Origin of the sequence: Enterococcus sp. DIV0436a, from assembly GCF_051711605.1 — a bacterium.
Taxonomy (GTDB): domain Bacteria; phylum Bacillota; class Bacilli; order Lactobacillales; family Enterococcaceae; genus Enterococcus_B; species Enterococcus_B faecium.
In genome coordinates this window covers 777011-794037 of the sequence record NZ_JBIONA010000001.1, presented here as the reverse complement: position 1 = coordinate 794037, position 17027 = coordinate 777011, and the positions used below count along the sequence as shown (strand labels likewise).

Genomic DNA, 17027 nt, shown 5'->3' with positions numbered 1-17027 from the left:
AATCTCTACAAACCTAAATTAATATTTTTCGTACAAATGTTATTGCAAAAAGCATCATCATGCTCCACAAACAATAGTGTAGGACAATATTCCAAAATCATTTTTTCAATTTGGATACGTGAAAAAATATCAATATAGTTCAATGGCTCATCCCATATATACAAATGTGCACTTTCACAAAGGCTTTTAGCAATTAGTACTTTCTTTTTCTGACCAGCACTAAAATCCACCATGTTCTTATCAAACTGCTCTCTATTAAAATCCAGTTTACGAAGAATCGTTTTAAATAGAGTTTCATCGATCTTATTATTATAGGCAAATTCAGATAGATTACCTTTTAAATATGAAGTATCTTGCGAAATATAAGAAATTTTTAGTCCACTTGCTAGCATAAAATTTCCGGTAAATTTAATATCATCTCCATTAATCAATTTTAGGATACTAGACTTACCACTCCCATTTTTTCCGATAATGGCAACTCTATCACCAATATTGACTCTGAAATTAAGATTACTGCATACTTCTTTATCTCCATAAGACAATGATAAATCATTCGCTTCTATTAAGCACTCTTTGTGAAATTCAAGTGGTGAAATTTTTAAGTCATCATATTGTTCAATGTTGTGGAGCAGTTCTGATTTTTGTAAAACGGCTTCCTGATGTCTTGACTCAATATTTTTGGCACGTTTCATCGCTTTTGCAGCCTTATGTCCAACATAACCCTTATCCAGTTTTGAACCAGAATTTGTTGTTCCATATTTACTTTTTTCTACTTTATTTGACCAGTTTGAACTACGTTTTGCTGCATAAGACAACCTTCCTATTTCTTTAAGGAGTTTCTTGTTTTCTGCCAGTTCAAAATTATCTTGTAACGTTTTGTTCTCCCACCAAGAAGTAAAATTTCCCTTTTGGATTTCGATATTCGTTTTATTGATAGATAGTATATGGTCAACACATTGATCAAGTAAGCTTCTATCATGAGATACCAAAATAAACCCCTTCTTGCGTTTCAAATAGTTTTGCACTACATTACGTGCATCGATGTCAAGATGGTTTGTAGGTTCATCAATAAGCAGGAAACAACTCGCTGTAAGGAATAAAGCTGCAAGAAGGACCTTCGTTTGCTCACCATTTGACAATGTATTAAACGGACGATATAAAGCATCTTCTTGAACATCAAGCAATGATATTTCACGAAAAATCTCCCAATCCATACATTCCGTACAAATACTCTTCATTACTTCAATTGTATATAGACTCTTATCTTCCACATCATAAGGAAAATACTCAAACTTAACTGTAGAACTTATATTGCCGGAATACGCATATTTGCCAAGCAGTAAATTTAAGAAAGTAGTTTTACCGCGTCCGTTTCTTCCAATAAAACCGAGTTTCCAATCTGTATCTATCTGAAAACTTACATTTTCAAAAATATTGTCATAACTTCCTTCATATGAAAAAGTTAGATTTGAAACATTTATTAAGGACATATATTTCTTCCTCCTTTACATTATAAAAATTTTATAAGCAAAGTCGGTTTTCGGCATTAATTACTCTATAATGTTATCCAACTCTGCAAGGATTTTGTCATGAATGACATAGTATCATTGTCTATCACGTTTATCTTCCTTTCTTTTACAAATATTAAAAGCCGCAAGAAAGTAAATTCTTACGGCTCAAAAACAAATACTATTATTACCTTTTGTTATACATAACATAAGGTTACTGTAATGTATTATTGAGTGTAGAATACTTAACTTTCTTGCAATTTGCATAACAAAACAAACGGTTCTATAGCCGTTTCTTTAAATATCTTATTATGCATCATATAATTAGCAAGAAAAGTTATACATTCTTCCACCTCCAAGTCGTTTTATTATATCATATTATCTTTAAAAATCCAATATAATTCTTCTGTTCTCTTTCTAAAGATTACCCTTCTACATCAATCTCGACTCCTGATTTGAATTCAACGGCGAACTTATCATGAAATACCGTAACTTTTTCTATAAGCCTCCTTACTAACTGCTCATCATATTCCTCTAACTCACAGGATTGTTCATTAAAGAAATCAGTCATTTCAGCGATTCGTTGCCTTTTTCCTTCACGCTCTGCATTTTCAACAAGTGCATTTTGCTTCAATTCTCGAAGGTGGTAGATTTCATCAGCCACATCTTCATAGTCATTCTTGGATTTTGCTTGGATAAGAAGCTGTTGTTGTAATTCTTCCAATTTGCTATCAATATCATTGGTGGCATTATCATTTTCTTCATTAAGTATAGTAGCTATGTTTTTCTGCAACGCCTGGAGGAAGGGTTCTTTGTTAGCCAAAAGTTCGTTAATAGCCTTGACCACTGCTGTCTGCAATGTTTCCTCGTTTATGGTAGGGGCAGTACATTCAGATCCTTTTTCCTCCAAACGGCTGACGCATCTCCAAACAATAGACTTGTAACCTCGGTTATTCCAGTGTACCCGGCGGTAAATATCACCGCACTGGCGAGCAAACTGCAACTGCAACTATGCAGGCACTTAATCTTAAAAGAACTACTTTCTATAAACTGGTGAAGGAAGTGATTGTATGATGACGATGTGTCCACGATGTTTAGAGCTATACAGTGAAATTTGGTCGAAGCCTTGTTGTAAATGCGCCGATAAGACCATTCCTGTTGATATTGAACTCATCAATGTCGTTCAGATGCTGCTCACTAGAGGCTTCGATGTATCTTATGCCACTTGTTACCCAGATAAAGAACAAGGTGAGATCGAAGCTATGGAAATTGAGATTCACTTTAGGGAATTGTATCCGCAGGCTCTCTTTGATGGTCTCCCACCTGACTGGATTGTAATTGACGAATACCCAGTTCTTGGCGGTAAGGTTCTTGATGAACCTGTTGATATCCTTACATGTGCAATCGAATATCGATTTGAAGAGAGCATCCATATTCAAAAGGATATCGCTATAAGCAATCTGGAAACATGGCTCGAAGAGAAAGACCCGCAATCTTGTAGGGCTATCCTTACATTGGCCGGCTTCTGAAAAAGTAAGACCCTCTCAACAGTAATGATCTGCTGAAAGGGTACTTTACTTTAATCTATGACCTTGAAGTGCCTTAATGCGTCTTTAATAGCTTCTACTTTATATTCTGGTGCTGGTTTATATGGGCGTTTTAGTTCTTCAACTGCGTTTGGTGCGTCGTACATCGGCAGGCCTAAGTTTCTTTTGACCTCTGCAATGTTTGCAGTGTGAACTTTGAAGCCGTACTTTTCTTCGATATACTCCTGAATAAGCCTGTAGGTGATACGATCTGGCTGGATTTTTCGGTCGTCTGCGTACTCCATTTTTACACTGATAAAATCGTCTGCACTTTTGTGGGACAATAAAACACACGTCTCAACGTGGCTCGAGTTGATGGCATTGATGTCTTAAGCTGATTTTTAACCCTTTCGTTCGCGGGAACGTATCAACGGTATTTTGATTATTTTTTAAGAAACTGATATATGGGGGAACATATCGAAGCAATCAATAATGCACATTAACAACTAGTCTTTGTTATATTTAAACTATTCGAAAAGGTAATTGGATATTAAGGGAAGACTCTATAGACTTTTTCATATGATTAACGAGTTCAGCCACCTCAGATTCCATTCCTTCCCACTTGTCAACACACTCTCCTAAATAAGCCTCTCTCGCTTTGTTGAGTAAAGTAGCATGCTCATCGGGTAATTGAGGTATCGCCCATTCAGCTGCCAGATCTTTTGAGCGAATTTCACCAGTAGATGCTGTCAGCCACATTCTGGCTAAAGTTAAAATCACATTGCGTTCGTCACCGTTAATGCTAGCTATCAACCCGGGCAACGATTCTTTAATTGCTTTTCGAATATCTGTCATTGGCACAGGCTCAATTACTTCTGTTGCCTTTGGTCCCAAAAGGTTAATACTATTTTTTCTTAGTTGTGCTAAAAGTATTGCTAAATCCGGATCATAAGTCGACTCAGGAATTTCTCCCTTTTCAAACTGCTCTCTTAGCCACTCGCCATACATAAATTCATATTTGGGGGGGAAATGCCAAGGGACAATATCCTTTTGATTTATGACCGTAACTTCAAGAGGCCTCATATCTTTTATGTTTCCTATTTTCCCAGATATAAGCATTAACCTATTTGTAAGATTCCTTCGAGTTTTTTCAGATAAACTTTGATTTGTTATTACCAAAATATCTACATCGCTATTCATACGTAAACCACCCATTACTGCCGAACCATACAAATACACCCCAATTAACATATTATCAAGTAGTTCCGCTATAGTTTTTAATGCTTGAATTGCTTCTTTCGGAATTTTTTTGTTACTTAAATCTATACTCAACTTCGATCTCCTTTCGTCTGAAAACTGTTTTTTAACGCCTCTTAAAATTTATAAAAAAAGAGTAAACATCTTTCGTTGTATTGTAAATTAACGCCATCCAAAATTTTGATTCAAGATTTTCTTTCGGTTTATTATATGTTTGAGCCAATATAAGCTACAAAACTGCTGTCTATCCATTTTTGAGTAACCTCATTTATATCAATCCCAATAGTAGCCAACCCAATAATGCTGCAATCCAATTTCTCTAACAAAGCTATTAAAGCCTTCATTTGAGAACCTGTCTCTATCCAATCATCTACAATCAAAACTCTTTTGTTCCTCACAATAGAACTCTTAGATATTTCAAAGCTTTTATCTTGACCTGAATAGTCGGTAAAATGTGTCGAAATAATCTCTTCTTTTGCGTATGGCAGCTTATCACCTTTTCTTACTCCAATAAACCCCACTCCAAGTTCTTTGGCTATGGCAGTGCCTAGTATCCATCCAATTGCTTCTGGGGCAGCCACATAATCTACTTTATTTTGAAAATCCAATGATAGTACTTTTACAATTTTATCAAAAACGGTTTTATGTGTAAAAATAGTTAGTAAATCATATTTTCCAATTGAGTTACGAGGTAATATACCTCTAATTTCATTTATAACATCAGTACTTTCCATACATTTACACCCCTTGCTTATGGTTAATAATCTTTGCTAATCTTTAAAAATAGTCATTTTCAACATATTTTTTATACATGTCCTCGGTATATCTTGTTATGTTCTTACCATACTCTGGATAATCAAACCCCAGTAGTTCTGCTACCTCTTTGGACACTTCCCTGAACAATTGGTGGCATATAAATAATGACTTCCAAATATTTTCATAGGAATCCATGCGATATGTAGATAATAATCTATTCCATAGATCTTCATCAATGTATTTGTTAATATACTTATAATTTTTCCCAACACTTAATGAAAATTCTGTCTTTATCCCAACCTTCCACGACATCATCCTAAGTAGTTCAAACCGTAGAATCTGGTTCAGATGATCGATTGCAAACAGTATCTCTTTGCGGCACAATCCTTTAATAACATAAGGTGTTACATTCCAAAATTCATTGCAGCAATCATCATACTCCCTTGCGCTTGGCTTTCTTACATGATAATCTATATCAGTCGGAACTATGTCCCTTTTAATTCTACAATCTTTATCAATTAGAACCTTTATTAATTTATCGCCCTTTAGGTAATTATCTAACTCTTCCAAGGGCAATAAGGTAAGATCAATTTTATTGTAATCATCAAATAGCATAAGATAGGAAAATCCCTTTTCTTCAGGTGGGAATAATTCCATATCCTCCGGCTTTTGCATCATTATTATATTCCCAAATTGATTAAGCCAGTCATCATTAGATATAAACGGTTCTATATCACTTACAAAATATGTAATATCATAATCCTGAAATTCATCTTTAGGTATATTAATATTTGCGCGTGACCCCTCAAGGGTCACAATTCGAATACGTTCATCCTGTTCTGCTAAAGAAAGTACTAAATCCATCATTTCTTTTTCTGATCTCATTTACATACTCCTCGTTTATTTTTTCTATATTATTACATCTTCTTTTTTGCCGATACAATCAGCATCATTGGGCGTCGCATTTCATCCGCCATCCCCGGAATATCCATCATGTTCTCTGGCGGCTGTGGCTCCACAATCTGATTTATTATAAAACTATTTGAAAGCAGTGTATTTAGATATGTGGTCAGTGTTCTATGATATTTTGTAACCTTTTCTTCCAAAAACATAGCTGTCCGTTTGCCCTCATAATAATAATTGTCCACCGGGAAATGCAGTATTTCTCCTTTTTCGTTATAATACCAGTCTTGTGTTCCATGAGCAGTAAAAACAGGATGTTCAACTGTAAAAACTAAATTGCCACCAGCCTTCAGCATCCTATATATCTTTTTTATTAAATTCTCATAGTCTGCTACATAATGAAACGCAAGCGAACTTAGTATTACATCAAAGCTCTCCTCTGGGAAATCCACATCTTCTATGGCACAGCATTCATATTCAATCTGTGGAAAATGGGTTTTTCCTTTTGCTACTTCGAGCATTTTATGAGAAATATCAACACCTACTACAGAGGAAGCACCGTTTTCCATCGCATATATACAGTGCCATCCATAGCCGCATCCTAAATCAAGCACACGCTTACCCTTAAAATCAGGTAGCATCTTTTTCAAAGTCTCCCATTCTCCCGCACCAGCCAGTCCTTTCTGCGAGCGACTCATTTGACTGTATTTTTGAAAAAATATATTATCATCATATTTGTTTTCTTTCATCTGAACTCTCCTCGTTTAAAAAGTTATTTATCTCCGATACAATTTCATTCACTTCTTTATAAAGTTTCTCGGTCATATCGTAGCATTCAAAAAGAGAAAGACCGAGTACTTCAAAAATATGATTAACTCTTTCGGCATATTTTTCAGGTTTATATTCAAAAGTTTCAAGCAGTTTTATAGCTTTCTTTTCGTTAATGCAATAAGCATTATTACATGCAAATAGTACTTGATTTAAGCATGAAATAATACGAAAAACATGGCCTGCAATATAATATTTATCCTCTACCCCCGCATTTGCTTTTACAAACATTAAAGAGAATTCAGCTTCAAATATAAAAAAGTTCATCAAGCTTTTCTTTAGAGCAGTAGGGTAAATTTCTGCCTGCTTTTTTAATTCGCATAAGCTTTCGTTCTTAGCATATAGTATTTTACTAATCGCTAATTCTCCACGATACATTGCACTTATATAACCATGGGGATGCCCGGTCTGATAATTGGCAGTAACAATTCCTTGCTCCGTATCTTTGATTATTTGTTCTACCCGTTTTATATCACGTAAAATCAAGTCAACATGATACCCATTTATAAATAACCATCCGCCGCCATTAATCCAATCACCCCACGCTCCGGGAGGCACAACAAGGTTGTTTCTATTTTTATCATCCAATTCTGTAGCAATTTGATTAATCGCTGTCAGGTCAAATGAGTCTGAATTGTAATAGATTCCGATATCTATATCAGAATTTTCTGTATGGGTGCCTCTTGCACGTGAGCCCCCTAATACGATGCCTTCTATAAAAGGCAAAGATGATAATTTCTCTGTTACTATTTGAATAACATTACCTACCATATAAACATCCTCCTTTATTCGTTAGATATTTTTATTTCTTCTCCATCTGGTAAAATAAATGCCTGCACAAACTTGACACCTAGCACATCAGCAATGGCCTTCAACTCATCCAAGGTTACTGTTTCTCGTTGTAATTTTTTATTGAAATTCTGTGGAGTCTGGCCAATACGTCTAGCAAGTTCGGAAACACTTATATTCATTTGCTCACACAGTTCTTTAATCATTTCTGCCGTAGTCATACAGCACCTCCAAGTTTACGCTAAGAATATTATAAACCATTTGGTTGATAAACACAATAGTTATTAAAATATTATTATAATCAGCAAGCAAAAGAAAACCCACAACTCTACTGTAGAGTCATGGGCTATTTACTTCTGGTTTTCATATTTCCATTTCGATGCCAGATTTGAAGGCTATGACGAAGTGGCCTTCATAGACTGTAACGCTCTGGATTATCTTCCTTACAAGCTTATCATCATATTCTAAGGTGCGGAATTTGTTCTTGCGGATAAATTCAATCAGCTCATTGATTCGCTCGTTCTCGCCACTGAGGGAGGCATCTTCTACTAAAAGGATCTGTCGCTTGTCTCTCAGCTCATCAATCTCATCTGCTAAGTGGTCATAGTCTTGACCCTTGTTCGCCAGCTTGATTAGTTCTTTTTGTTTTTCCTCTAGTGAGTTGTTAATCTCTGAAATTTGGTATTCTGTGGTTTCGCCAATCACAGCATGAATATTCTCTTCCAGTGTCTTTATCATATTGTTCCCACCTGCAAGTAGCTTATTAATCGCAGTCATTACTGCACCATAAAGTTCATCTTCTTTTACGGTTCGGTTCTTACAAACTTCAGGACCTTGCTCGATTCTAGTCACGCATCGCCAGACAAATTCTTTTCTTCCGTGGATATTCCAATAGACCCGTCTATAAATATCGCCACAATCTCCACAGAAGGTGATGGCACTTAAAGCGTACTTGCTACTGTAAATTCTTTTGTTCTTGCCTTCTCCTGTGTAGATATTGCTTCTCCGATGAATTTCTTCTTGCGCCTGCAAAAATAACTCTTTAGGAATAATCGCTTCATGGCTATTTTCAACATAATATTGGGGAACATGCCCTTCATTTTTCACTCGTTTCTTGGTCAGAAAATCTACTGTGACAGTCTTTTGCAGAAGGGCATCTCCGATGTATTTTTCGTTTTGAAGTATCTTCTTAACTGATTCTGGTCGCCATCTTGGTTTTCCCGCTGCTGTTAAAATACCATCCTTTTCAAGGGCTCGACCAATGCCCACTAGACTCTGACCCTCAAGGTATTCTCGGTAGATGCGTTTGATAATCTCAGCTTCTTCGGGGACAATAGTTAAATTTCCATCTTCATCTTTCGTGTAGCCCATAAATCGCTTATGGTTGACCTGCACCTTTCCTTGTTGGTATCGGTACTGTAGCCCAAGCTTAACGTTTTGTGAAAGGCTCTGGCTTTCCTGCTGTGCCAAAGATGCCATAATAGTCAGCAAAACCTCACCTTTGGCATCCGTGGTGTTGATGTTCTCTTTCTCAAAATAAACTGATATGTTCTTATCCTTGAGCTGTCTAATGTATTGAAGGCAGTCTAGGGTGTTACGCGCAAATCGGCTGATGGATTTTGTAATAACCATGTCGATGTTACCGTCCATACACTCTGCAATCATGCGATTAAATTCGTCACGCTTTTTAGTGTTCGTACCAGAGATACCATCATCTGCAAAGATGCCAGCAAACTCCCATTCATTATTTTTCTTTATAAACTCTGTATAGTGTGAGACCTGAACCTCATAGCTAGAATTTTGTTCTTCTGTTTCTGTAGAAACACGGCAATAGGCAGCAACACGAAGTTTCTTTATCTTTTCTTTTGCGGCTGTACTTCCTACTCTTTTACGAGCAGGAATAACCATTATATTTTTCTCTGTCACTTTATTCCTCGCTTTCTATCAGACTGTATAAGTATTCTGCTCGTTCAAAAGGATCCACTGGCATCTTATTATCTGCCTTTTTCATTTTGAATCGTTCTTTGGGAGGGGGAGAGGTGAAAGCGGCAAGCTCTACCACTCGTCCTAAATCCTTTGCACGTTTATCTCTAACTTCTTCAGCTTTATCAAATATCTCTTTATCAATAATTGCTGGATACGTATCATTTCCAAGGTAGTTGACGTTTTTCAAAATGCGCCCCATCACAGAATGTGTCTTTTCAATACCTGCCTGTTCGCCAGCCACTGTAAGGGATAGTCCTGATATGTATTTCTCAAAGAATACCTTTACTTGACCTGCTGCCTTTTCATCGACAGTAACCACTCCATCTTGAATTTTGTATCCATATGGAATATATGCCATTTATCTCACCACCTTTTCTTTCAGGGAAAGACCGCATTTCAAATTGAATGTCAGCTCATCCCTGGAATTTACAATGATGTTCACTACAAATTCTTCAAATAGTTCTTCCGTGTAGTCACCATTAAAATTATCTGCTGACACATAATTAATGAGGTCCTTTATCTCGTTTGCTCGCAAAACCCCACTCGCAGAGTTCGTTACCAGGTTTGTTTTTTCGGTAGTAAGATTTTTAATCTCACTATCTAAAACATTATATAGCTTTCTTTTTCTTCTTTTTTTACTTTAATGATCGATAGCAACAATGATTTAACACTAGCAAGTTGAATGCCACCATTTCTTCCTGATTTAATCTTAAAGAAGATTTCTTGATTCGCTTTTAATACCTTCAATAGCTTATCTAGCGTACGTTCAGGAATGCCTAGCGCTTCTCTAATCTCTTTTTTGGTCGTCACTAAATAAGGCTTGTATACATCGCTTTTTTCGCTAATATAAGCCATTAAATCTTCTTTCCATTCTGACAAATGAACACGTTGACGTTCACTTCTTTTTTTCTTGAATTTAAACCACCCTTGACGGACAAATAAATCTTTACTGGTTAAATCACTTGATACCCAAGCTTTGCAAAGAATGGTAATGTATTCCCTATTAGCCCCTTGATAGTTTTCTGAGTAGGCACTTCTAACAAGTTTGATCACTTCTTTTTCTTCTAAGGGTTGATCTAATCGATTATTAAACTCAAACATATTATATTCGCACGTTTCGATTGAATAGCCTGAACTAAAGTAGGCTAAAGAGAGGGTAAACATAACGCTATTACGCCCTACTAAACCCTTTTCTCCTGAAAATTTCGTTTCGTGCAATAAGAGATTAAACCAGGGTTCATCTACTTGTTTTTTGCCTTCTGTACCGCTTAAAACCATTAGACTTGAACGAGTAAAGCCCTTATTATCTGTTTGTTTGAAAGACCAATCTTGCCATTCTTTGAAAGAATAACGGTAATTGGGATCAAAAAATTCGACATTGTCCGTTCTTGGTATACGAGCAATCCCAAAATGATTGCACGTTAGATCAACTGGCAAAGACTTTCCAAAATATTCACGGATATTTTGCGAGATTATTTTGGCTGCTTTGACAGATTTAAATTCTGATTTTGAAGTCACATAGACTGGCGTTTCTAAAACAAAATATGCTTGATAACCTTTATCAGATTTGATAATTAACGTAGGCATAAAACCTAAATCAATAGCTGTTGTTAAAATATCGCTTGCTGAAATAGTTTCTTTTTCCGTGTGAATATCAAAATCAATAAAGAAGGTATTGATTTGTCTTAAATTGTTTTCAGAATGTCCTTTAGTGTATGAACGGTTTTCGTCTGCATACGTACCATAACGATAAACGTTTGGTGTCCAATGCGTAAATGTATCTTGATTTTCGTGAATCGCTTCTTCGGAAGTTAGAACAACGCCACGTCCGCCAATCATGCTTTTTTTTGAGCGATACGCAAAAATAGCCCCTTTGCTTTTACCTGGCTTGGTAGTGATTGAGCGAATTTTACTATTTTTAAATTTGTACTTTAACAAGCCGTCATGAAGCACAGTTTCTACAACAAAAGGGATATTCATTCAGCTGTTCTCCTTTCTTACGAAAATTAATTAGTTAGAAGCTACGATCAAAGTTGAATCACAACAAAAAAGGCAATCAACTAAGTTTTTCTTAATTGATTGCCTGGTATCTTCTTAAAGACTTGAAATCCCCTCAAAAACCCGATATAATGGGTTTACAGATATTTAAGTATCTGATTAATAAAGTAATTAAATACTTTACCAAATTTTGGGTCTCGACTTCTTTAATTGATTGGTGGTAATCAATTAAGGCTCGCAACTTATTTTCTTGGCGGAAAATAAGTTGGTCGTGGCTCTTTTTTTGTATTCTTTATTCAGTTCGTTGTTTCGTTATAGGTTCTGTTGCAAAGTTTTAAATCTACTATCAAATAAGGTAGAATAATAGAAAAAGATAGCAGGAGGAATGACGATGAATCATTTTAAAGGAAAGCAATTTCAGCAGGATGTGATTATTGTAGCCGTGGGCTACTATCTTCGTTATAACCTTAGCTATCGTGAAGTTCAAGAAATCTTATATGATCGTGGCATTAACGTTTCTCATACGACGATTTATCGTTGGGTGCAAGAATATGGCAAACTACTCTATCAAATTTGGAAAAAGAAAAATAAAAAATCCTTTTATTCATGGAAAATGGATGAAACGTACATCAAAATTAAAGGAAAATGGCATTATTTGTATCGAGCCATCGATGCAGATGGTTTAACCTTGGATATTTGGTTACGTAAAAAACGGGACACACAAGCAGCCTATGCTTTTCTTAAGCGGTTAGTGAAGCAGTTTGATGAACCGAAGGTTGTAGTCACAGATAAAGCCCCCTCTATTACAAGTGCCTTTAAGAAACTAAAAGAATACGGCTTTTATCAAGGGACAGAACATCGTACCATTAAATACCTGAATAATTTGATTGAACAAGACCATCGTCCAGTAAAGAGACGCAATAAATTCTATCGAAGTTTACGCACTGCCTCTACCACGATTAAAGGCATGGAAGCCATTCGAGGATTATATAAGAAAACCCGAAAAGAAGGCACTCTCTTCGGGTTTTCGGTCTGTACTGAAATCAAGGTATTATTGGGAATCCCAGCTTAAATCATAGATACCGTAAGGGATTTTATTCTTTATTTAAAACTTTGCAACAGAACCGCTTTATAAAACGCCGTTTGTATAATTAAGCGAGACAAATAAAAAAGCCATTTATGTTACACTCAAATTGTAATACCCGCTAAAGCATACAAGGAGAGTGAACATAAATGACTTATACCCATCTTACACCAAACGAGCTTGTAATGATAGAAGCATATTTTCATCAAGAAACTCCGGTTGCCATCGTTGCGAAGCAGCTTAAACGTGGACGCCAAACAATTTACAATGTCTATAACTTTCTCAAATGTGGTGGAACAGCACTTGAATACTTTGAACAATACAAAGAAAATAAGCGACGTTGTGGGAGAACCGAAATCATTTTTCCTGCTGAGGAAAAAGAATACATTGCAAAAAGATCAACTGAAGGTTGGACCCCAGACGTCATTATTGGCCGTGCAGAGCGAACCTTCTCTTGTTCAGTAAGTACCCTCTATCGCCGGTTTAAGACGGGAGAATTCAATGTTTTACATTTACCGATGCAAGGAAAACGAAAACCAAATGGTTATAAGGAAAAACGTGGAAAACAGGCATTCAAAAGAAATATTTCTGAGCGTAAAAAAGATTATGTCGTTTTCGAAGAAGAATTTGGACATTTAGAGGGTGATACGATTGTCGGCATCCACCATAAAAGTGCCGTCATCGCACTCGTTGAGCGACTTTCAAAAGCCATTATCGTCTTGAAACCAGAAGGCCGTAAGGCAGTTGATATTGAAAATTCGATTAATGAATGGCTTCAATCCGTACCCAAAAATCTTTTCAAATCAATTACCTTTGATTGTGGAAAAGAATTCTCTAATTGGAAAAGTATTAGTAATACGAATGATATTGATATTTATTTCGCAGACCCAGGAACGCCTTCCCAACGGGGATTAAATGAACATTCAAACGGACTCCTCCGAAAAGATGGACTACCAAAAGAAATGGACTTCAACCAAGTCAATCAAGGATTCATCTCATCCGTTGCGTCCAAAAGAAACCATATCCCTAGAAAATCACTAAATTACCAAACACCATTAGAAGTTTTTTTGAGTTACGTAAATGGAAAGTTTTGTCTCGCTTAATTTGACAAATAATAATATTTAAACCGTATATCGAGTGATTATCCTTGTGTTAGCATTACATCCGTGTTATAGTAAATAAGTAATCTAATTTGAAACGTAATCTGAGCGATATATTCACACTATAAAAACTCCTTTTACCAAGTAATATTAATTGCAATAAAACACGTATTATATACGTATCAGGAGGAAATATATATGAATAACGGTACAGTAAAATGGTTTAACTCAGATAAAGGTTTTGGTTTCATCACTGGTGAAGATGGAAATGACGTATTCGCTCATTTCTCAGCAATCCAAGGAGAAGGCTTTAAGTCTTTAGATGAAGGCCAAGCAGTTACTTATGATATTGAAGAAGGACAACGTGGTCCTCAAGCAGTAAATATCGTAAAATAATGTTGAACGTTAACCGCCTCATATGAGGTGGTTTTTTTGTTTATGTCGGTAGAAAAAATTCCTCACCGTAATATTAGGTGAGGGATTTTTTTCGTTCATTAATTAATTTTAACATTATTTTTTGCTTCAGTTTGGCTATTTTCTGACAGCCAGTTTTTACCTGCTTTATTTGAAATTGTCGAATCGTAAAGAAGCTACTTTTTTGAGCAAAGGAATTTACATATTTTATTAAAAATGGTTTGATGGTTTAAACTAATAAACAAAAGAGGTGGATCACAATGAAATGGTTATAAGGAAAAACGTGGAAAACAGGCATTCAAAAGAAATATTTCTGAGCGTAAAAAAGATTATGTCGTTTTCGAAGAAGAATTTGGACATTTAGAGGGTGATACGATTGTCGGCATCCACCATAAAAGTGCCGTCATCACGCTCGTTGAGCGACTTTCAAAAGCCATTATCGCCTTGAAACCAGAAGGCCGTAAGGCAGTTGATATTGAAAATTCGATTAATGAATGGCTTCAATCCGTACCCAAAAATCTTTTCAAATCAATTACCTTTGATTGTGGAAAAGAATTCTCTAATTGGAAAAGTATTAGTAATACGAATGATATTGATATTTATTTCGCAGACCCAGGAACGCCTTCCCAACGGGGATTAAATGAACATTCAAACGGACTCCTCCGAAAAGATGGACTACCAAAAGAAATGGACTTCAACCAAGTCAATCAAGGATTCATCTCATCCGTTGCGTCCAAAAGAAACCATATCCCTAGAAAATCACTAAATTACCAAACACCATTAGAAGTTTTTTTGAGTTACGTAAATGGAAAGTTTTGTCTCGCTTAATTTGACAAATAATAATATGTGAAAATCGAATCTTGAGATAGCTATTCCCCTTGAGATATTCACTGATACTTCTACTCAAATCATTTAAATTTTTATAATTATTTGTACGGAACGTATATATATCAACATCTATTTAGACGTTGTCGGTGATACAATGTCATTTTTCCCGTGTACTATGTCATTTATCTCTATACTTTGTCATTTTTCTTTTTGGGCAATCAAAAAAGGCAACAAACCAATTATGATTTGCTACCTTCTCCGTTTAAAAACTTATCTTAGCCCCAAAATGGAATCCAATTTTTAACTTCTTTTGCCAATGCATACGCCTTAGCAAGACCTGAGTTTTCAACTAAATATTTTTCCCCTTCCAGAGAAACACTCCCCCAGATATGAACAGTGTTATCCGCCCAAACCATGGATTCTAGTAAGCCATTGCGCGAAAGAAATTTAGTTTGTTCTAAAATATCTTCTTCTGGAACTTGCCCTTTAAGCTCAATAAAAGGATTCTTTTTTTCATCACGCAATTTAAGAATTGCATATCTTAGTTTGTTCTTATCCAACCTAACACCACCTCTATGCTCTATTTCTTATTTCTTAGCGAATCATTAATACTTATTCCGTTATCATATTTCCAGTAGTCCCAACCATTCCGGCTACCCCCTAATAGCAGAGCTGCTGCATTCGAAACAGATGAGGCAGTGTAATCTTGAACAAATTGTAGTCCCCCAATTGTTTCTTCAATGATTCCATTATCCAACAGCTCTTGGCGAGTTTCATCTAGCGAATCAGATGCAATATCTTTAATCTTAGAATAAATTTCTGAACCTGAATGTATAATCACGGTCTCGTCTTCGTTCAAATACCCAGTTGCTTTTATTCCTTGCGCCTCTAAGAAAATTTCCCTATTCCCATCGTGTTCATAGTCGCCCGACGATCTCAAATAGGGATACATAGTAATCAGTTCATTGATTAGAGCTTCACTTCTGGCAGAAATATCCGATGATGTCCACTCAGTCAATTCGTACAAATCTTTATTCATACGAATATGAAGGGTATCTTCAAAGATTTTCTTTTTGGTCTCAAAGTCTTTATTTCCCGCGGCCGAATTATCAGGATTTGTAACGAGTGTTAAATTACCAATGGTATTTACTAATCCTGTGTATTCTTCCCCCGATGTACCAGCCTTCTCTTCCCAATATGAAGTACTAGTCTGTGGCATGATGTGTTCAATGGACAAGTTACTCATATCAAGTGTTGCTGAATTTTCTCGATTCTCTATTTTTTCAAGTAACCAACGGGCCAATCTCATCGCATAAGCATTGGCATTCAATAGATTAGATTTCAATGCCTTGTCAGATGGAAGTGCCATATTATTTGATTGATTTCTAGTAACAAGAACATAAATTACAATATCAACGATATTTTCATATCCATTAGCTTTAGCGTACTTCCTAACACTTTTCAAATATGAAGGAAATGCTTTTGACACTCTGCTTGTATCATCCCCATTAAAATATCTCCTAAGCTGATAATCATTCACTACCTTAATCGCATCAATATATTGGTCTTCAGTGATAAATTGGTCATGATAGTACCATTCAGATAATCCCAAAACAAAAGGTGCAGGCATCATACTTTCCATACTTTGGAAATCGCTCAATACTTCTGAGTATTTTCCTTCAGGTTTGTTATAGTAAAGTCTCGCAAAATAACCAGCATATCGCACTAATTTTTGGAGCAATTCGGCATCACTTGATACATCGCGCTCTTTATGCCAATAGTCTTTGAATGCTTGATAAAGAATATGCTTTGCTGAATACTCCCCAGTTATTGCAGCAAGGTAGTATCTGAAAAAGTCTTCCATTCCTTTAGAATTATCAAAGACTTCTTCCAACCTACGCCAATATTTAGTATAAAGCGTAGTCTGCTCTTCATTAGATTTATCCATCATGATGAAGTTTCGAATCAAATCCGAGGCAGTCAATCTTTCACCGGTAGAATTGATACTTTCAAAAATTTGCTGTGCATTATCACGGTCATCTAATTTAAT

The 17027-nt window shown here is 35.9% G+C and carries 17 protein-coding genes and 2 pseudogenes; 5 read left to right on the top strand and 14 right to left on the bottom strand.

Going from position 1 to position 17027, the window contains the following annotated elements; translation table 11 throughout:
• Positions 1-5 precede the first annotated feature (5 nt).
• Positions 6-1490, bottom strand: a complete 1485-nt coding sequence (lsa(E), locus tag IGL15_RS03780; protein WP_002294513.1) for an ABC-F type ribosomal protection protein Lsa(E) — start codon at positions 1488-1490, stop codon at positions 6-8.
• A 442-nt stretch (positions 1491-1932) separates the two neighbouring features.
• The gene (locus IGL15_RS03775) at positions 1933-2511 is read right to left on the bottom strand and encodes a recombinase zinc beta ribbon domain-containing protein (protein WP_088186203.1); all 579 of its coding nucleotides are present in this window, start codon (positions 2509-2511) and stop codon (positions 1933-1935) included.
• Between the two features lie 67 nt (positions 2512-2578).
• On the opposite strand from IGL15_RS03775, the gene IGL15_RS03770 reads away from it, so the two are divergent.
• Positions 2579-3037 (top strand): hypothetical protein, encoded by a 459-nt coding sequence (locus tag IGL15_RS03770; protein ID WP_002325145.1) that lies wholly within the window; start codon positions 2579-2581, stop codon positions 3035-3037.
• Positions 3038-3087: 50 nt separating this feature from the next.
• Here the strand turns inward: IGL15_RS03770 and IGL15_RS03765 are convergent, their stop codons facing one another.
• The 10 genes and pseudogenes from IGL15_RS03765 to IGL15_RS03720 form a co-directional block, all read right to left on the bottom strand.
• Positions 3088-3378: a hypothetical protein gene (locus IGL15_RS03765; protein WP_010733534.1), complete on the bottom strand. Its 291-nt coding sequence runs from the start codon at positions 3376-3378 to the stop codon at positions 3088-3090.
• 178 nt (positions 3379-3556) lie between these two features.
• A complete protein-coding gene (locus tag IGL15_RS03760; protein WP_002294509.1) occupies positions 3557-4366 on the bottom strand; it encodes an ANT(9) family aminoglycoside nucleotidyltransferase Spw in 810 nt (269 codons plus the stop codon).
• A gap of 131 nt (positions 4367-4497) precedes the next feature.
• A complete protein-coding gene (locus IGL15_RS03755; RefSeq protein ID WP_002294507.1) occupies positions 4498-5025 on the bottom strand; it encodes a phosphoribosyltransferase family protein in 528 nt (175 codons plus the stop codon).
• Between the two features lie 43 nt (positions 5026-5068).
• Positions 5069-5932, bottom strand: coding sequence for an aminoglycoside nucleotidyltransferase ANT(6)-Ia (locus tag IGL15_RS03750; protein ID WP_002294505.1), 864 nt, complete (start codon positions 5930-5932; stop codon positions 5069-5071).
• Positions 5933-5964: 32 nt separating this feature from the next.
• Positions 5965-6699, bottom strand: coding sequence for a class I SAM-dependent methyltransferase (locus tag IGL15_RS03745; RefSeq protein ID WP_000662263.1), 735 nt, complete (start codon positions 6697-6699; stop codon positions 5965-5967).
• Positions 6680-7549: a nucleotidyltransferase domain-containing protein gene (locus tag IGL15_RS03740; protein WP_000233000.1), complete on the bottom strand. Its 870-nt coding sequence runs from the start codon at positions 7547-7549 to the stop codon at positions 6680-6682. The genes IGL15_RS03745 and IGL15_RS03740 overlap by 20 nt, the downstream gene beginning before the upstream one ends.
• Before the next feature lie 14 nt (positions 7550-7563).
• Positions 7564-7788 (bottom strand): helix-turn-helix domain-containing protein, encoded by a 225-nt coding sequence (locus tag IGL15_RS03735; protein ID WP_000205227.1) that lies wholly within the window; start codon positions 7786-7788, stop codon positions 7564-7566.
• 142 nt (positions 7789-7930) lie between these two features.
• The gene (locus IGL15_RS03730; protein WP_000136908.1) at positions 7931-9493 is read right to left on the bottom strand and encodes a recombinase family protein; all 1563 of its coding nucleotides are present in this window, start codon (positions 9491-9493) and stop codon (positions 7931-7933) included.
• 1 nt (position 9494) lies between these two features.
• Positions 9495-9911, bottom strand: coding sequence for a recombinase (locus IGL15_RS03725; RefSeq protein WP_000323438.1), 417 nt, complete (start codon positions 9909-9911; stop codon positions 9495-9497).
• Between the two features lie 251 nt (positions 9912-10162).
• A pseudogene (locus IGL15_RS03720) lies at positions 10163-11533 on the bottom strand (primase C-terminal domain-containing protein); the annotation flags it as partial.
• Positions 11534-11942: 409 nt separating this feature from the next.
• Between IGL15_RS03720 and IGL15_RS03715 the strand changes: the two are divergent.
• The 4 genes and pseudogenes from IGL15_RS03715 to IGL15_RS03700 all read left to right on the top strand — a co-directional run.
• Entirely contained in the window at positions 11943-12623 is a 681-nt protein-coding gene (locus tag IGL15_RS03715) for an IS6-like element IS1216 family transposase (RefSeq protein WP_001015311.1), read from the top strand.
• Positions 12624-12784: 161 nt separating this feature from the next.
• A complete protein-coding gene (locus tag IGL15_RS03710) occupies positions 12785-13738 on the top strand; it encodes an IS30 family transposase (RefSeq protein WP_010722054.1) in 954 nt (317 codons plus the stop codon).
• A gap of 195 nt (positions 13739-13933) precedes the next feature.
• Complete coding sequence (locus IGL15_RS03705; protein WP_002293041.1) at positions 13934-14131, top strand: cold-shock protein; 198 nt, start codon at positions 13934-13936, stop codon at positions 14129-14131.
• A gap of 282 nt (positions 14132-14413) precedes the next feature.
• Positions 14414-14977: pseudogene (locus IGL15_RS03700) on the top strand (IS30 family transposase); the annotation flags it as partial.
• 275 nt (positions 14978-15252) lie between these two features.
• Here IGL15_RS03700 and IGL15_RS03695 read toward each other — a convergent pair.
• Both IGL15_RS03695 and IGL15_RS03690 read right to left on the bottom strand, forming a co-directional pair.
• Complete coding sequence (locus IGL15_RS03695) at positions 15253-15537, bottom strand: YjcQ family protein (protein ID WP_002303603.1); 285 nt, start codon at positions 15535-15537, stop codon at positions 15253-15255.
• Between the two features lie 20 nt (positions 15538-15557).
• Positions 15558-16928, bottom strand: coding sequence for a DUF4357 domain-containing protein (locus IGL15_RS03690; protein ID WP_002324486.1), 1371 nt, complete (start codon positions 16926-16928; stop codon positions 15558-15560).
• Between the last annotated feature and the right edge of the window lie 99 nt (positions 16929-17027).